Consider the following 15,452-nt stretch of genomic DNA (forward strand, 5'->3'; position numbering starts at 1 on the left):
ATCGGCAACGCCTGTGGCGCGCCGCCGGGTACGGCATCATAGGACACGCGGATAGCCTCCTGTTGGTGGCTGGTGCATGGTTCCGTCCTCGCTGGTACGTTGCTAAGTGGCAGGCTTCCAACTCTATCCATACCTTGTAGCATGCATGACCGACATTTACTCGTCGTCGCCCCGACCGGAACTGCTGCAGTCCAAACTTGAGGAATCCATTGCGTACGTTCGTCTCTGCAATCGCAGTGATCTTTGCCCTTCTGCTCACAGGAATCGCCGTCCCGATGGCATGGACGGACGCCAACGTCGTCCGGGAAGACGGGTTTGTGCCTCTCACCTCTCCGATCGGGAAGGACCAGGCGTTCCAGGCGCGGCTGGCGGCTACCGCCGTCGCAAGCCTTGAATCCAAAATCAATCTACCGGCGCCCGTGGAACAACTTGGCGCTTCGTTCCTCAAGGACGCCGCCACCGCGATGTCAACGTGGCCTGAATACCCGCAAGCGTGGGATGAAACCGTACGCCGGAGCCACCAACTGAATTTCGCAGGCACTGCCGGCCCCGGGAACTCGACCGCGGGGACGTCCTTGGTGCTCGACGTCGGGCCTCTGGTCAAGCTCGCCGCTGACCGGCTGCACGCGGCAACCGGCCTCCCCATTGCGACGCCGGAATCCACCCTGATCAACGTCGGCGGCCCCGCTCAGCGCCAGCAGGTGGATGCCATCGCCGCGTATGCGCCGATGTGGTGGATTCCCGGCCTCGGCGCCGTCCTGCTGTTTGCCCTGGGCTTGCTTTCCGCGAAGCGCAGGGGAGTGCTTCTCTTGTTCACCGGACTGGGCTTGGCCGCAGTCGCCGCGCTGTGGCAAGTGGCCACGACGGTGCTCAAGGGCGCAGGCGATGCAGGACTGGGCGGAACCGCCACGGGCGGCCTCTTTGCGCGGGAGTTGGTGGCAGCTTCCGTCGACAATTTCACCGGTTGGATCACCATCGCCTGGATTGCCGCGGGAGTGTTTGCACTTCTCGGCCTGCTCGGTGCGATCTTCTCACGCAAAGCCAGGCCGAGCGTGCGGGCGAACGCTGCCGGTAGCATGGAGGGATGACCAGCTCAGCAGTTTCCATTCCGATGCCCTCTATCCCGCGTAGGCGTCGGACGCCGGAAGAGGTGCTGGCCGCCGCTCCGGTCTCCGGCCCCAAACGAGTCTTGCTCGCGGCCCCCCGCGGATATTGCGCAGGCGTCGACCGCGCAGTCATCGCAGTGGAGAAGGCACTGGAACACTACGGTCCGCCGGTATACGTGCGTAAGCAGATCGTACATAACGTGCACGTGGTCACCTCGCTGGAGGAGAAGGGTGCCATCTTCGTCGAAGAGACGGACGAGGTACCCGAAGGCGCCCTGGTCATCTTCTCAGCCCATGGCGTGTCCCCGGCTGTCGTGCAGTCGGCCGAAGACCGCGGCCTACGCACCATCGATGCCACCTGCCCCCTCGTCACGAAGGTGCACCGCGAAGCCGTCCGCTTCGCCAAGGAAGATTACGACATTCTCCTCATCGGCCATGACGGTCACGAGGAAGTGGAAGGAACGGCGGGCGAAGCCCCGGACCACATCCAGATCATCAATGGTCCGCACGAAGTGGACAAGGTCAAGGTGCGCAATCCGGAGAAGACGATCTGGCTTTCGCAGACCACCCTGAGCGTCGACGAGACCATGGAGACCGTCCGGATGCTCAAGGAGCGGTTCCCCACGTTGCAGGATCCGCCCAGCGACGACATTTGCTATGCCACCACCAACCGCCAAGTGGCCATTAAGAAGATTGCCCCGCAGGCTGACCTCGTAATCGTGGTGGGATCTGCGAATTCTTCAAACTCCGTACGGCTCGTCGAAGTGGCGCTCGAGTATGGCGCCAAGGCCTCCTACCGGGTCGATTTCGCGAACGAGGTCGACGAGAGCTGGTTCGAAGGCGTCGCCACCGTGGGCGTCACCTCCGGCGCTTCCGTTCCCGAAGTCCTGGTCCAGGACGTTCTCCGTTTACTGGCCGACTACGGCTACGGTGCGGTTGAAGAAGTGGTGACGGCGGAGGAAGACCTGCTGTTCTCGTTGCCGAAGGAACTGCGAGCCACCCTCAAAGAGGCCGGAGACGTCACACGCGCCTTGGGCGGACGCGGGAACCGGCAGACTTCGTAGTCCGGCCCCGGCCCGTTTTGCCGGGCCCGGACCACTACGGGGCGGGTCCTAGGCCGCCGACTCTCCTTCGATCAGTTCGGGTGCGGCAAGGGTCCGCGGCACTGCTTCCACTGCGGACGGTGACACCAGGCCGTCTGTGTCCATGGAGTTGAGCTTCCGCGCCGTCGGCAAAACACGTGCTTCGAGAGTTCCGACGAGCGCGTTGTAGCGATCCACCGAGGTCTTCAACGACGAACCCAGCTTGCCCACGTTGTCACCGAGGGTTCCCATGCGTTCGTACAGCTGCCGGGCGAGCTCGAAGAGCTCCCGGGCGTTGTCCGTCAGGACGTCCTGGCGCCAGGTGAAGGCGACGGACTTGAGTACTGCCAACAATGTGCCGGGGGACGCGAGAACTACGTTCCGGGACAAGGCGTGATCCAAGAGCGCGGGGTCCGCTTCGAGCGCAGCGGCCAGGATGGATTCCGCTGGCAGGAAGCAGATCACCAGCTCGGGCGAGTTGCCTGGGATGTCCCAGTACTTTTTCGACCCCAGGGCATCAACGTGGGATTTGAGGGCTTTCGCATGTGCGAGGAGCAAAGCATCCGCGCCATTGCCCACAGACTGAAGGCCGTTGACCCTCTGGGTAGAGCTGCCCTGTTCCTGGGCGGCGAGGTAGGACGCCAACGGAACCTTTGCGTCCACCACGAGCTGCTTTCCACCCGGCAACTGGACCACAAGATCCGGCCGGATGGCGTTGTCGACTGAAGCGGAATGCACCTGCTCGTGAAAATCGACGTGACGCAGCATCCCGGCCGCTTCCACTACCCGGCGCAGCTGGACTTCTCCCCACTGGCCCCTGGCACTGTTGGACCGAAGGGCAGACGCCAGGGCATGGGTGGAGCGCAGGAGTTGTTCATCGGACAGCCGGGCTTCCTGGAGCTGCTGGGCGAGCTGACCGTACTGCTCCAAACGATCCCGCTCCAGAAGTGAGACCTGTTGTTGTACGGCCGTCAGCTTCTCGGCAACCGGGGCGAGCGCGCGCAACACGCTGCCGTCCTGGTTCCTGGAATCGTTCAGTTCACGGTTCTGTGATAACAGAAGCCGCCGTTCGGCGTCGGCGGCGGCATACTGGGCGTTCACCGCGGCAAGCCGGGCGGAGACGCCGTCGAAATCTTCTTCAAGCGCGGCAGCGCGGCGCCGAAACAGGAGGAAGCCAGCCACCACCCCGGCGGCCGCTCCCAGAAGAAGCATGAACAAAGCGAGTATTACTGCAAAACCATCCATGTCTCCAACCTTGGCATAGGGGTCCGACAATTTAGCGAAGCCGGCTCACGGCACCGGGGCGTCCGGTCCTGGGTTCTCCTCTCAAAGCGGAGAAGTGCCCTCAGCGGGTAGAATCAATGCTCGTGGCTCTTACTATTGGCATCGTCGGACTGCCCAACGTCGGCAAATCAACTCTTTTCAACGCACTGACCCGCAACCAGGTGCTGGCCGCGAACTACCCGTTCGCCACCATCGAGCCAAACGTCGGCGTCGTCAACCTCCCGGACCCGCGCCTGCAGAAGTTGGCGGACGTCTTCGGATCGCAGCGCCTCCTGCCCGCCGTCGTCTCGTTCGTTGACATCGCGGGAATCGTCAAAGGCGCCTCTGAAGGCGAAGGCCTGGGCAACAAGTTCCTTGCGAACATCCGCGAAGCAGAAGCCATCGCCCAGGTCATCCGCGTCTTCGACGACCCCGACGTTGTCCACGTCGACGGCAAAGTCGATCCGCGCTCGGACATCGAGACGATCAACACCGAGCTGATTCTGGCCGATCTCCAGACGATCGAAAAGGCCATTCCCCGGATCGAAAAAGAAGTCAAGATCAAGAAGCGGGAAGCCGCGGAACTCGCAGCAATCCTGGCTGCCCAGGCCGTGCTGGAACGCGGCGACACGATCTTCTCCTCGGTCAAGAGCGACAAGCTCGAGATGGAGCACCTCAAAGAGCTCAGCCTCCTCACGGCCAAGCCCTTCATCTACGTCTTCAACTCGGACGAGGGCATCCTGGGCAACCCGGAAAAGCAAGAGGAACTGCGCGCAATGGTGGCGCCGGCGGATTGCATTTTCCTTGACGCCAAGCTGGAATCGGATCTCGTCGAACTCGACGAGGAAGAAGCCCGCGAGATGCTCGAGATGAACGGCCAGGACGAATCCGGCCTCGACCAGCTGGCACGCGTAGGTTTCCACACGCTCGGACTGCAGACCTACCTCACGGCCGGTCCCAAGGAAGCCCGCGCCTGGACCATCCACCGAGGCGACACCGCGCCCCAGGCCGCAGGAGTCATCCACACGGATTTCCAGCGCGGATTCATCAAGGCCGAAGTTGTCTCCTTCGATGACCTCATCGCCGCCGGATCCATGGCCGAGGCCAAGTCCCGCGGGAAGGTCCGCATTGAAGGCAAGGAATACGTCATGGCCGACGGCGACGTGGTTGAATTTAGATTCAATGTGTAACCCGTCGCTGGCTGAGACCAAATCCCTACCGGCTTGAGCGCCAGAATTCCGGCCGCCACCAGTACAAGGTCGTGAGGTCGTCGGGCCACTTTGCGTCTTGCTCATCTTCGGCCTCGAACGAGTCTCGTTCCGGGTCGATGGGCCGCCAGCCGTTGTCTAGGGGTTCCTGTGCGCTAGCCGGGCGGACCAGTTCGACGAACCGGGACTCCATGGCTCCGTCCTTCGCGTACGCGCGTTGCGACTCGATCAGGCTTGGATGGTTGGCTCCTCCTTCAAAGGTCGGCCACCGGAGCTGGACGGCGTCGTCCTCCCAGAAGCACACAGAGCAGATCTCGTAAGATCCTGGCGGCTCACCGAAAATGAGATGGCCGCAGCACGGGCATGGGTACTTGACGAGCATGAAACTTAGTCTGGCATCGCGCGTGCTGGTTTGGCGAGCGGCGATGCGCACATGGCTGCACCAGATGTGCGTCCGTGCCGGAAAGCGGTGGAATTTAGATTCGCGCTCTAACGTCTGGTAAATCCCCGGCTCCGCCTTCAGCGGTCAAGAGGCTGACTGTCCGATTTCGAGAGGGATCTCCCTAAAGGTCTTTGCGGGGAACTCCAGCTGTGTTGCCGCAACTGCCCTGACCGATGCCAGGGCGGCAACCCCGGGGCTTTTCCGTTTCTCCTTACCAAAAGCCATGCACGGCAGATAGTTCTTAGAGACGCTTAAGCTCGTCATCGAAGCAGAACCGAATCCGCAAACTTGATTTTGTGGCCCGGGATTGTCGGTGGCCGCCATGGAGTCTCACCTTTTCCGTTTTCCGGGACCTCATGTCGTCAACAGGAGAATCAATGAAAATTCGCAGCATCGCAGGGCCGCTACTCTTGCCTCTCGTCACTTTCGGCATTCACGCCCTGGTCTGGAGCGTCAAGACGAAGAACGAATGAACAAATCCGGGGCGGCTATTCCCACGGCGTGGCTGCTGATCATTCCGATCGCCAACATCGTGTGGCCGTGGAAGTATTCGGTCGATGTCGAGTCGTTCACACGTATGCGCTTTGGCCGTCATGCCGCTTTCTGGCTAATGCTCCTTCTGGGCGGCATTGGCTCTGCCATAATGCAGAACCAGTTCAACAAGGCTCTTGAGTCTGCCCCGACACGGGCGCAAGTAGCTTCCTGACTTCCCTGCAGAGCGTTGTCGGGGCCATCTCCGGTCACAAAAATAACCGCGGGCACGAAGTCAGACCGCTCCTATTTTTGTTCTGGCACTCTCCGGGCTGCAGTCCACCACCGTCTCCTGGACAACGCTCCATGTTCGACCTGATGACTTACACCGCCGACACAGCTGATGGGACAGTGAGAAACCGATGACGCCGATGGCTCAAGCCCTCAACAAACCAGATACTCGATCCACCTCAACGCGCGTAGCAGCACATGTCGCAGGAATCTTGGCCATCCTCGTTTCCCTGTTCGTTCTAAGTGAACCTCGACTTCCTGTCGGTGACGCCTTCCTGGGAATAGCTCTCGTCGTCCTGTGGCTTTTCGTCTTGGGATTCAGGATCAAATACGAGCCAACCCGCAGACCACAGTGGCGGCGCTACCTTTGGCCCCTAGCGCTACCACTGGCAGGCCTAGCCATCGAACTCCGCCCTGGTGGTGGCGGCTTCAACCCGACGGTGTGGATTGTCATAGGCATCTACTCGCTGGCTGTCCTCATCATTACTTTCCACGTGTGGAAGCTCATGCGGGTCGCGAAGGAAAACAACTACACTTTCTCCGGCCAGGACTACCGCCGTGCACTTCGGACTGCCCGGGCTTTCTCGTGGATCGTACCGGTATTCGGTGTATTGGTGTTTGCGTCCGACTGGGCGTTTGGATCAGACGGAGACTTGGCCAATAAGAGCCTGGATGCTTTGCGGAACCAGCTCTACGGGGTAATCGGCGCTAGCGCGCTGATTGCCGCTCTTACAGCCGTCCCTGCTGAAACGAGAAGTATCGTCGAATCCACTCTCTACGAATCTCGGCTGGCCAGCCTACTGACAGAGTTGCAATCCCTTTCATCCCGAATCGACGCGCTTGGGGTGAATGATATTGATCGTTCGGAGGCAACGCACCAGGGACATCGCCTACGCCAGGCCATAATAGCGGCGTGCGGCAAGCTGCGCCGGAGCATGTTCACATGACCCCTGGAGCTTAGATTTTCGGCCCAACGTCTGGGGCCAGCGAGTCTGTGAATCCTTGAGGTATTCCAGATCACGAGGATGGGATGATCCGGCCATTGGGGCGTAAAGGCGCTGAGATGTCGGAATGAACCAATGTTGCCGTACGGCTGAATCGTTGAGGAGGCGAACTCACTCGTCGGGTTGCCTCGCGTCGCTGGGCACCCGCGGAAGATCCACAACAGGTCTGTTGGATCCGTACCAACGGACCTCGCCGGAATTGAAGGTCGCCTGGCCGATCAGGCGAGCGCCGAAGTGCCACTCAGTGAGCTCGGGCCCGTTACATCCCTCCTCGGGTTTGAACCCCCTGGGAATGCTCTCTTCGCGGCGCACATCCGGCGCAGAGAAATGGGGCGGCAGCGGGTAATCTCCGCTGACAGCGCACAGGGATCCCCGTACGTACTCGATGTAGTTCAACAAGTCGTTGGCGTCGCGCCGTCGCGGGTCCTCCGAACGTTAACGATGTTCAGACTGGCTGAAACGGACTATCATGTCAGCGCATCCCATGGCTCGCGCAGGTCTGTCAGGAGAGCGCGTGCGTGGCTGGACCCGTTTGCAGCAGCGTGGATGCCCGAACTTCCCGTTCTCGATGAACGTCAACTCTTGCCGGGACTCGCACGAATGACTCCCATCGCTCCCGGTCGTCTCGGTTGACCGTGGTGAAGTCCGCAAGTACTGCAATCAACTGATCGGCTGCGAAGGATCGCCGCCGACCCGCATCGACGCGCTGTGTTTTCCGCCGCTCTGCCGCCGCCAAGTCGGTATCGTGCTTCAAGACTTTGGCGTTTTGCCGGGAGCCCTCCCAAGCGGACAGGACACCGCCAACGATAGCGCCCAGAAGCGCCGCCAGCAGTTTAGTCATGCTAAGCAATATAGCTTCCGGCGCCGACAGCGGGACTGGCGGCCAAGATAACGGATGCGGCCATCGTTTTTATGGGGTTGAGGCATTCCGGTCTTCCTCTTGTAGCGAGCGCAGGCACGACCCGACGGACTTCGCCGTGTGTGGCATTCGCCGGTAGTACCTTCCCAGTCGAAGCCGAAGTTTTGGTGCTGCACGGTCGTCATGTCGACTCTGCTGGCCTAAGGCGTCCCGGCTGCCGGAGATCACCCCTTATGGATGAGGTCGATGCCCTAGGTTGTTGCATGTCGACACGGGGCGACGGCGGCCGCCCGCGTGCTTCATCGCCTGTAGCCTGATAGAGGCTTCGGCGCACTGCAAAGATGCCTCGCCGGCCGGCGCCGACAATTACGAGGAGTCTTCCGATGCAAGTGCAGACCATGACCGAGCAGCTGCTGTTCACCACGGTGCGCATAACGACCACTGGTGCCGGACAGATCGGGAGCGGCACTGGATTCTTGCTCGCATAGGAGCGCCCCGAGGGCGGGACCGCAATACTTCTCGTTACCAACAAGCACGTCATTGCGGGAGCTGATCAGGTTGGCTTGCACCTAATTGCAGCCGGCCCCGCCGATACCCCAACTCTCGGAAGCGGGCTGACGCTTACGTGTTTTCCGAATCAGTTCATCGGTCACCCTGATCCTGAAATTGACATTGCGATGATCGGTGTCGGGGGATCCTTGCAACAGCTTGCCGACGCTGGTACCCCTGCATTCATCCGGACCGTGTCGCCTTCCATGTGCGCAACGACGGCAACGCTCGAAGAATACGAACCGATTGAACCGGTGACCTTCATCGGATACCCGAGCGGCCTGTATGACTCGGCTTCCCTCCTCCCGATAGTGAGGCAGGGCTTTGCAGCGACCGCGATGAACATCGATTACGAGGCCAAGCCGGTGTTCCTAATCGATGCGTCCGTCTTTCCGGGCTCGAGCGGGAGCCCTGTGTTCCTTGTGCCGAGGCCGTCGGTGCCGGACAAGCGTGGGAACATCACCATTGGAGGTCCCGCGAAGCCTCCCGTTTTGCTCGGCATTGTGGCGGCCGTGCACCAGCGCCAGGTGCCAGTGATTCTGGCAGCTGCGAACCAAGGTGTTCCTATCGTCAACGAACTCATCGACCTGGGCATCGTCTACAAAGCGAGCGCCATCCATGAGCTAGCCAGACAGGTCCTCTCCGCTGGCGCACAGACGGGCCGTGAGTCGTGATGCGGCAGCACGGATTGCGGATCGTGCTGGCAGTAAAGGAGCATGGCTGACTAAGTCGGGGAACTCGCCGGGGGCTCATGGACTTCCTCATCACAACGCAACATCTTTTGCCAGGGAGGTCTCGGTGATGGGACCCCTGTGCCACCCCGGACTCGCACTGTGAGGTTCAGAGGTTATTCCCCGACGGAACGTGGTGGAGTTTAGATTTAATGTCTAGTTTCTGATCTCCCTGAAACATTTTGCGACAGCCGCTAAGAACACGTGTTCTTAGCGGCTGTCCGCTTTAATGACCGCCCGCCTGGTCGAAAATGATGCCACCTCTGACTTGGGTCCCTGTCACGGTGCGGGGTACTGGCGGCGGGCCCGGTGCCGTTGCGGCCCATCAGGTGCCCGCGCTCGTCAGATCGGTCCGGTTCCGTCCGGATGGACCTCATCCCCGAAAACCCATCAAGGACGTGTCTACCTCCGTCGACTGCCTCGCGCAGGATATCCTCCCCTAAGTGCCACCCGACAGAGGGGCGCATCAGGGGGAGGATCACGCGTGCGCGCTATTCGGTTCAACAATCGGAGGACGGCCCGTATCCTCCTGTCTGCGTTAACCGGCTCATCGCATTCGAGGGTGTAGCGGGGGTGGGCGCGTCGGTGGCCGGATAGAGGTCGAGGTCTTCCGATGATGGAAGTTCCTACACTGCCCATCCGGAAGACCTCGCCGTGTCCCACGCTACCTTCCTGCCTCCTGACCTGACTACGTTCTGCCGGCTCGATGAGCTTGGGCTCGAAGCCGCCGGGCAGTGTCTCGCCCCCGGCCGTGCGGTGCTGGAATGCCGTGCCGTTGATCCGGACGACTGGTGCCATTCGTGTGGGGGCCAGGGCATCGCCCGCGGCACGGTCACACGGCCGCTCGCGCACGAACCGCTGGGATGGCGGCCGACGACGCTGCTGGTGCGGGTCCGCCGCTACAAATGCACCGGGTGCGGGCGGGTGTGGCGGCAGGACATCTCCAAAGCCGCGCAGCCGAGGGCGAAGATCTCCCGCCGCGGACTGCGCTGGGCGCTGGAGGGCATCGTGTGCCAGCACCTCACTGTCGCCCGCGTCGCGGAAGGCCTGGGCGTGTCCTGGCATACGGCGAACAGCGCGATCCTTGCCGAGGGCAAGCGGGTGTTGATCGAGGACCCGGCCCGGTTCAACGGGGTGGCCGTGATCGGCGTCGATGAGCATGTCTGGCGGCACACCCGGCGCGGGGACAAATACGTCACCGTGATCATCGACCTCACCCCGGTCCGTGACAGGACCGGGCCGGCACGGTTGCTGGACATGGTCGAGGGCCGCTCGAAACAGGTCTTCAAGGCCTGGCTCGCCGAGCGGCCCAAGGCCTGGCGGGACGGGATCGAGGTCGTCGCGATGGACGGGTTCACCGGGTTCAAGACCGCAGCCGCCGAGGAGCTCCCGGACGCGGTCGAGGTCATGGATCCGTTTCACGTCGTCCGGCTTGCCGGCGATGCCCTGGACAGGTGCCGCCAGCGCGTGCAGCAGCAGACCATTGGTCACCGCGGACGGTCCGGGGATCCGCTCTACGCAGCCCGCCGGACCCTGCACACCGGGCACGATCTGCTCACCGACAAGCAGAAGGACAGGCTGGAGGCCCTGTTCGTCGCGGACAACCATGCCGAAGTCGAAGCGACCTGGGGCATCTACCAGCGCGTCATCGCCGCCTACCGCGACCCTGACGGCACCCGAGGCAAACAGCTCATGCAAGCACTGATCGGCGCGATCAGCGCCGGCGTTCCCGCTGCGCTGACCGAGGTCATTACGCTGGGCCGCACGCTGAAACGCCGTGCAGGGGACGTGCTCGCGTACTTCGACCGGCCCGGCACCAGCAACGGCCCCACGGAAGCACTCAACGGCCGGCTCGAACACCTCCGCGGCTCCGCCCTCGGCTTCAGGAACCTTGCCAACTACATCGCCCGATCACTCCTCGAAACCGGCGGATTCAGACCGCGATTACACCCTCAAATGCGATGAGCCCGTTAACCGCTAGTGCGGTCATCTGGGGTGGCGTGACGCCCCCTGCGGTCGCCGCGTCGTCGCCCCCAACGACAACGTCACCGACACAATCGCCGGCCGCAACCATGCCGCCGGCCCCACCCGTGAGCCCTGCGTCTTCTCCGGCCTCTGCTGGAACCACGACGCCCACATCCACCCCTCCCCAGTCGACGACGTCCGCCGCTTCAGCGCCGGACATAACAGCGACGACTTCCGCGCCGGCTGGGTTCGTGGTCGGCAGCGCGTTCTGGACGTGGTACTCGACTTCAGCCGCCGCGGGCTACGGTCAGCCAATCACGGACCAAGTCTGCCCGGCGGTCGATTTCTGCTCGCAGGAATTCCAGAACGGGACCGCGTATTGGAAGCCGCGCTTCGGACCTCACGGAGTCCTTAAATCGTCTCCCGTCGGTTTGAAATATTTCGCCGACGGCGGGTATGCAACTTACGGGATGCCAGACCGTGACAACACCCACTTTTATGGCGCTTCCTCCATCGGCATTCCGGAGTCGGACCAGCAAGGCTTCGAGAACGCGATCATCGTCGTGCCTAACGGCGCGGCCGCATTCACCCTGTATCGCCCCAAGGAGATTGTTATGCTCCTGGACCCTCTGGGCGGTTCCCCGGCCCCTCAATGGGTCTCGCCGATCACGTGCGGCCTGCCCCCCAAAGGAGGCTGCGCAGCACAAACTCTGGCCGTATCAAGCGACCCCTCGGCACTCGTCGTCCGGCGTAACTACGAATACCCTGCCATGAACCTCAGCTACATCGACCTCCCCGGCCAGGTCTGGAAGCACTGGAACGACCTCGGAGCCGAAAACAGCTGGCTCGGTGTCCCGCAGGGCGTCGGATGTTCCGGGCTACTGCCAGCCGGTTATTGCGAGACGTCGTTCCAGAACGGGGTCATCCTCGCGAACGCGTCGAGCGCCGTCACCATGAAAGGTGCAATCCTCCAGTGGTGGAACACGTCAAACGGCCCCAACAACCTCGGCATACCGCTCGGCGACGAGAGGTGCGGGCTCGCGCAAAGCGGGTGCCGACAGGATTTCGCCGGCAGCAGTCTGACGTGGACCGCCGGCCTCGGAGTCCAGACCGTCAAGGGGGCGATACGGGACAAGTGGCTGTATATGGGAGCGGAGGCGAGTCGTCTCGGCTACCCGGCGGGACCCGAGACATGCTTCGGGTGGATCGTCAACAACGTCGACAAATCGGGCTGTTACCAGTGGTTCCAAGGTGGGATAATCTGGTGGTCCGCGGCCTCCGGAACTCACGTCGTACGGGGCGCGATCATGCGCGCCTACGAGCGCGCCGGCTGGGTGTGGCCTGACTACAACTCGTCCGGCTACCCCATGCAGATGATCGGCTACCCCATCAGCGACGAAAATTGCACAGGGCCCGGAGGCGGGTGTTACCAGTGGTTTGAGAATGGCATCATCTGGTGGTCTCCCACCACGGGCGCCCAGCGTCTCATGAATGGCGACAAGAGGGTGTTTGAGTCCCTCAACTGGGCTTGGGGGCCGCTCGGGTACCCGACGACCGAAGAGCGCTGGTGGAACGATTACGCTGCTTACCCGAAGTACTACTCCGGCACCCGCCAGTACTTCGAGCACGGCTACCTCACCTGGACGGACGGCTATGGCATAACGGTCACGTACTACTGAGGTCTTCTCATCGGGTTCCTCGTTCTGCCGGTGAGCGCCGAACGCCCCGTGTCGGTGAAGCGAAGGAGACGTTTACAGGCGGGCCTAAATGTAGGTGACCCACCATCCCGTCGGCGTCCAGTGGATCACGCCGCCCTCGTAGTTCTGGGCTACAGCACCACCCGGGCCGGTCGCGTACTCATTGCTCGTCGGGTACCCGAGCCTGCCGTTCTCGAAACCGGTGGAGCCCCAGATGGCGCGGGTCCCGCCGGAGGAGACGAAGCCACCAGTCGCGGGGGACCAGATGATGGCCCCGTTCTGGTAGTTCTGGTACACGCCGCCGTTCCGAAGCCCGGCGATCTCGTCGGTGACCGGGTAGCCCAGGCGTCCGTCCTGAAACCCGGTCGCGGCCCACACTGTGCGGATGCCGCCGAATGAGATGTGGGCACCCGTGGCCGGGGACCAGAGAATGGCTCCGCTCTGGTACTCCTGGTATATTCCGCCGTTCCGGAGTCCCGGCACCTCGTCGGTGACCGGGTAGCCCAGGGGCCCGTTCTCGAATCCGGTTTCAGCCCATTTGCTGCGGATGGCACCCATGGTCAGGTGCGCCCCGGAAGCTGGGGAGTACAGGATGCAGCCGACCTGGTAGCACTGGAAGGAGCCGCCGTACTTGAGCCCGGAAACCTCCGGGCTGGTCGCGGTCCCGATCGAACCGTTGTACGAGGCAGCCTTGGCCCCGATCGGGGACTTCGACCCCGGCGCGGCAGGAGGGTTGGTCATCGGGTAGGCAGCCATGTTGGAGACTACTAAGTGCCAGCCCTGGTACGGTCCGGAGGTGGGGACGACGTAGCCGAGGCCGCCGTCGGTAAGCCGTGGATCCAGCATGGCGGCCTTGTGGCTAGGAGAGTTGATCCACCAGTTGACGATCTGTTCCGGCGTGAAATTGAAGCCGATGATCTCCCGATACATGCTGGCATCCGCGGGGATGAGCGAGCCGCCGGCGTCCGCCCGGTGGATGGTGGCGAAGTTGAAGGCGGGGTCCATCGTGGCGACGCCAAGATGGTTCGCCCAGTCCTGCGAAACGTCGGCGATCCGCTGGTTCCACACCAGGGGCCTGGCGCCGACCTTGGCGCGCTCTGCATTCATCAGGTCCAAAGTCTTCTTAGCGAAGGCGTCAGAGTAGGTGGAGGCCGGCACGGCCGCGGGAACCGGAGCGGCGGTAGAGGTGGTGGCGCCGATAAGGCCGCCGGACAGCGAGAGCAGCAGGCCGAGGGTCACCGCGGACATGCGGGTAGGACGTGATTTCATGGGTCCCTAGATTGAGTGCCGGGTGGGAATGCCGGGAGACGGTATAAGTCTGCCCGAACATCAACGGCTGAATGCACGATTTACGGTGATGTGGGGAAAACCTTGGTAAATCCTGCGGAACAAATACCACACATCGGCGAATCGACCCCCGCCCCAAGCCGAACGCTCCATGCCGGCCCAATTCCCTTAGAACAGGGGCCAGGGCACCGCTGACATCTCACCGCTTGGAGCCGGAAACCGCCCTGCCAGGCGCAACCGGGCGCAGCGCGCGGCTAGGGATGCGATTTCTTCGGCGCTGAGCAATTCCGCCAGGTTTCGGCCCAGCCTGCCGTGGAGTCCTTCACTGACACGATCGATGCCGTCGCATTCCTCGGGGGCCAGGGGGTCTCCCAGCCATCCCCACAGCACCGTGCGCAGCTTGTGGTCACGGTGAAAGGTGAGCCCATGGTCCACGCCGTGCCGGTGTCCGTCCGTCATGGCAAGAATGTGGTCCCCCTTGCGGTCGGCGTTGTTGACGACGACGTCGAACACCGCTATGCGTCTGAGCGCTGGCGAGTCTTCGTGAACGAGGGTGACCATCCGTCCGTTCTCATCTCGTCCCTCGAGAACGTGTTTCCAGCCTGTCTCCGGCACATGGTCCGTCGCGACCAGGTTCACGGCGTTTTGGGCGGGGTCTTGCTCCTGCCAGAGCTGCACCATTCCTTCGCCCATCGGACCATTGCGCAGCCAGGTGTGAGGCACGATGTTCCAGCCGAAGACCTGCGAGACCAAGTAGGCGGCCACCTCCCGGTGAGCCAGGGTGCCGTGGGGAAAATCCCACAGCGGAGTTTCGCCTGCTATCGGCTTATAGACGACCATCACGTCGCCGATGCGGCCCAGAAATGTAGCGTTTGAAGCCGTCGTGATGCGGCCGGTGAGCGTCAGCTCGGCGGTCACAAGGTCCGGCTTTGGCATCAGACTTCGGGAAGGGTGCAGATGTGCCCGTCGGCGTCTATGGGGTATCCGCAGAGCGGGCATGTCGGACGCCCGGCGCCCACGATCTCACGGGTGCGCTTGGCGAATGCGCGGGCGGTGCCGACCGGCATCCGCACCAGCAGCATTTCAGGCTCGTTAGCGCCGTCCTCATCAAGCGACGCGTCGTTGTCATCAGCATCGACATCGGTGATGGGGTAGGCCTCCAGCACAACCTGGGCCGTCGTCGGGTCCCAAGCTAAGGTCATGGCGCCGGTGCGGAACTGCTCCTCAACGGCCTCGAGCTGGTCATTGTCAACAAGTTCAATGGGAGTACTCGTGGGAACGCTGAAGGGGTTGCCCTCGACGGTGATGAGCTGGTCGAGAATTTCGTCGATCTTCTCTGCGAGCAGAGCCGACTGCTGCTTCTCCAGGGCAATACTCACGATCTGCGTCCCTGCGCGCACCTGCAGGTAGAACGTGCGCGCCCCGGGAAGGCCGATGGTGCCGACGACGACCCGATCAGGCCAGGCAAACTCGTGAACGCGTGTAGGCATGTCAGTA

15 protein-coding genes and 1 pseudogene are annotated in these 15,452 nt (G+C 62.5%); 9 read left to right on the plus strand and 7 right to left on the minus strand.

Annotation, left to right across the window (positions count from 1 at the left end):
* The first annotated feature begins 209 nt into the window (after positions 1 to 209).
* Positions 210 to 1,088, plus strand: coding sequence for a hypothetical protein (locus ACSVHC_RS17160; RefSeq protein WP_437770945.1), 879 nt, complete (start codon positions 210 to 212; stop codon positions 1,086 to 1,088).
* Positions 1,085 to 2,170 carry a 4-hydroxy-3-methylbut-2-enyl diphosphate reductase gene (locus ACSVHC_RS17165; protein WP_437770944.1) on the plus strand — a complete coding sequence of 362 codons (1,086 nt, stop codon included), beginning with the start codon at positions 1,085 to 1,087 and terminating at the stop codon, positions 2,168 to 2,170. Before ACSVHC_RS17160 ends, ACSVHC_RS17165 begins: the two co-directional genes overlap by 4 nt.
* Before the next feature lie 48 nt (positions 2,171 to 2,218).
* Here the strand turns inward: ACSVHC_RS17165 and ACSVHC_RS17170 are convergent, their stop codons facing one another.
* The gene (locus tag ACSVHC_RS17170; RefSeq protein WP_437770943.1) at positions 2,219 to 3,433 is read right to left on the minus strand and encodes a DNA recombination protein RmuC; all 1,215 of its coding nucleotides are present in this window, start codon (positions 3,431 to 3,433) and stop codon (positions 2,219 to 2,221) included.
* Between the two features lie 122 nt (positions 3,434 to 3,555).
* Here ACSVHC_RS17170 and ychF point away from each other — a divergent pair, with 122 nt between their 5' ends.
* Positions 3,556 to 4,641: a redox-regulated ATPase YchF gene (gene ychF / locus ACSVHC_RS17175; protein WP_437770942.1), complete on the plus strand. Its 1,086-nt coding sequence runs from the start codon at positions 3,556 to 3,558 to the stop codon at positions 4,639 to 4,641.
* 25 nt (positions 4,642 to 4,666) lie between these two features.
* Here the strand turns inward: ychF and ACSVHC_RS17180 are convergent, their stop codons facing one another.
* Entirely contained in the window at positions 4,667 to 5,041 is a 375-nt protein-coding gene (locus ACSVHC_RS17180) for a CPCC family cysteine-rich protein (protein ID WP_439181154.1), read from the minus strand.
* 529 nt (positions 5,042 to 5,570) lie between these two features.
* Between ACSVHC_RS17180 and ACSVHC_RS17185 the strand changes: the two genes are divergently transcribed.
* Both ACSVHC_RS17185 and ACSVHC_RS17190 read left to right on the plus strand, forming a co-directional pair.
* A complete protein-coding gene (locus ACSVHC_RS17185) occupies positions 5,571 to 5,807 on the plus strand; it encodes a hypothetical protein (protein ID WP_439181155.1) in 237 nt (78 codons plus the stop codon).
* A gap of 268 nt (positions 5,808 to 6,075) precedes the next feature.
* On the plus strand, positions 6,076 to 6,810 hold the full coding sequence (locus ACSVHC_RS17190; protein WP_439181156.1) for a hypothetical protein: 735 nt from the start codon (positions 6,076 to 6,078) through the stop codon (positions 6,808 to 6,810).
* A 559-nt stretch (positions 6,811 to 7,369) separates the two neighbouring features.
* On the opposite strand, the gene ACSVHC_RS17195 is transcribed toward ACSVHC_RS17190, so the two are convergent.
* Complete coding sequence (locus ACSVHC_RS17195; RefSeq protein ID WP_439181157.1) at positions 7,370 to 7,708, minus strand: hypothetical protein; 339 nt, start codon at positions 7,706 to 7,708, stop codon at positions 7,370 to 7,372.
* A gap of 530 nt (positions 7,709 to 8,238) precedes the next feature.
* On the opposite strand from ACSVHC_RS17195, the gene ACSVHC_RS17200 reads away from it, so the two are divergent.
* On the plus strand, positions 8,239 to 8,949 hold the full coding sequence (locus tag ACSVHC_RS17200; RefSeq protein ID WP_439181398.1) for a S1 family peptidase: 711 nt from the start codon (positions 8,239 to 8,241) through the stop codon (positions 8,947 to 8,949).
* A 711-nt stretch (positions 8,950 to 9,660) separates the two neighbouring features.
* On the plus strand, positions 9,661 to 10,971 hold the full coding sequence (locus tag ACSVHC_RS17205) for an ISL3 family transposase (protein WP_439181158.1): 1,311 nt from the start codon (positions 9,661 to 9,663) through the stop codon (positions 10,969 to 10,971).
* Here the strand turns inward: ACSVHC_RS17205 and ACSVHC_RS17210 are convergent.
* Entirely contained in the window at positions 10,940 to 11,191 is a 252-nt protein-coding gene (locus ACSVHC_RS17210) for a hypothetical protein (RefSeq protein WP_439181416.1), read from the minus strand. The genes ACSVHC_RS17205 and ACSVHC_RS17210 overlap by 32 nt on opposite strands.
* Between ACSVHC_RS17210 and ACSVHC_RS17215 the strand changes: the two are divergent.
* Both ACSVHC_RS17215 and ACSVHC_RS17220 read left to right on the plus strand, forming a co-directional pair.
* Positions 11,079 to 11,411, plus strand: a pseudogene (locus tag ACSVHC_RS17215) (hypothetical protein); the annotation flags it as partial. The gene ACSVHC_RS17210 and the pseudogene ACSVHC_RS17215 sit on opposite strands and share 113 nt — an antisense overlap.
* A 30-nt stretch (positions 11,412 to 11,441) precedes the next feature.
* Positions 11,442 to 12,650 (plus strand): LGFP repeat-containing protein, encoded by a 1,209-nt coding sequence (locus ACSVHC_RS17220; RefSeq protein ID WP_437774074.1) that lies wholly within the window; start codon positions 11,442 to 11,444, stop codon positions 12,648 to 12,650.
* 84 nt (positions 12,651 to 12,734) lie between these two features.
* Here the strand turns inward: ACSVHC_RS17220 and ACSVHC_RS17225 are convergent, their stop codons facing one another.
* The 3 genes from ACSVHC_RS17225 to ACSVHC_RS17235 all read right to left on the minus strand — a co-directional run bounded on the left by ACSVHC_RS17225 (position 12,735) and on the right by ACSVHC_RS17235 (position 15,445).
* On the minus strand, positions 12,735 to 13,937 hold the full coding sequence (locus ACSVHC_RS17225) for a CAP domain-containing protein (RefSeq protein WP_437770941.1): 1,203 nt from the start codon (positions 13,935 to 13,937) through the stop codon (positions 12,735 to 12,737).
* A gap of 186 nt (positions 13,938 to 14,123) precedes the next feature.
* Positions 14,124 to 14,891, minus strand: coding sequence for an SCO1664 family protein (locus tag ACSVHC_RS17230; RefSeq protein ID WP_437770940.1), 768 nt, complete (start codon positions 14,889 to 14,891; stop codon positions 14,124 to 14,126).
* Positions 14,891 to 15,445 (minus strand): DUF3090 domain-containing protein, encoded by a 555-nt coding sequence (locus tag ACSVHC_RS17235; protein ID WP_437770939.1) that lies wholly within the window; start codon positions 15,443 to 15,445, stop codon positions 14,891 to 14,893. The genes ACSVHC_RS17230 and ACSVHC_RS17235 overlap by 1 nt, the downstream gene beginning before the upstream one ends.
* Positions 15,446 to 15,452: the final 7 nt, after the last annotated feature.

Origin of the sequence: Arthrobacter sp. KNU-44 (assembly GCF_051843155.1) — a bacterium.
Classification (GTDB): Bacteria; Actinomycetota; Actinomycetes; order Actinomycetales; family Micrococcaceae; genus Arthrobacter.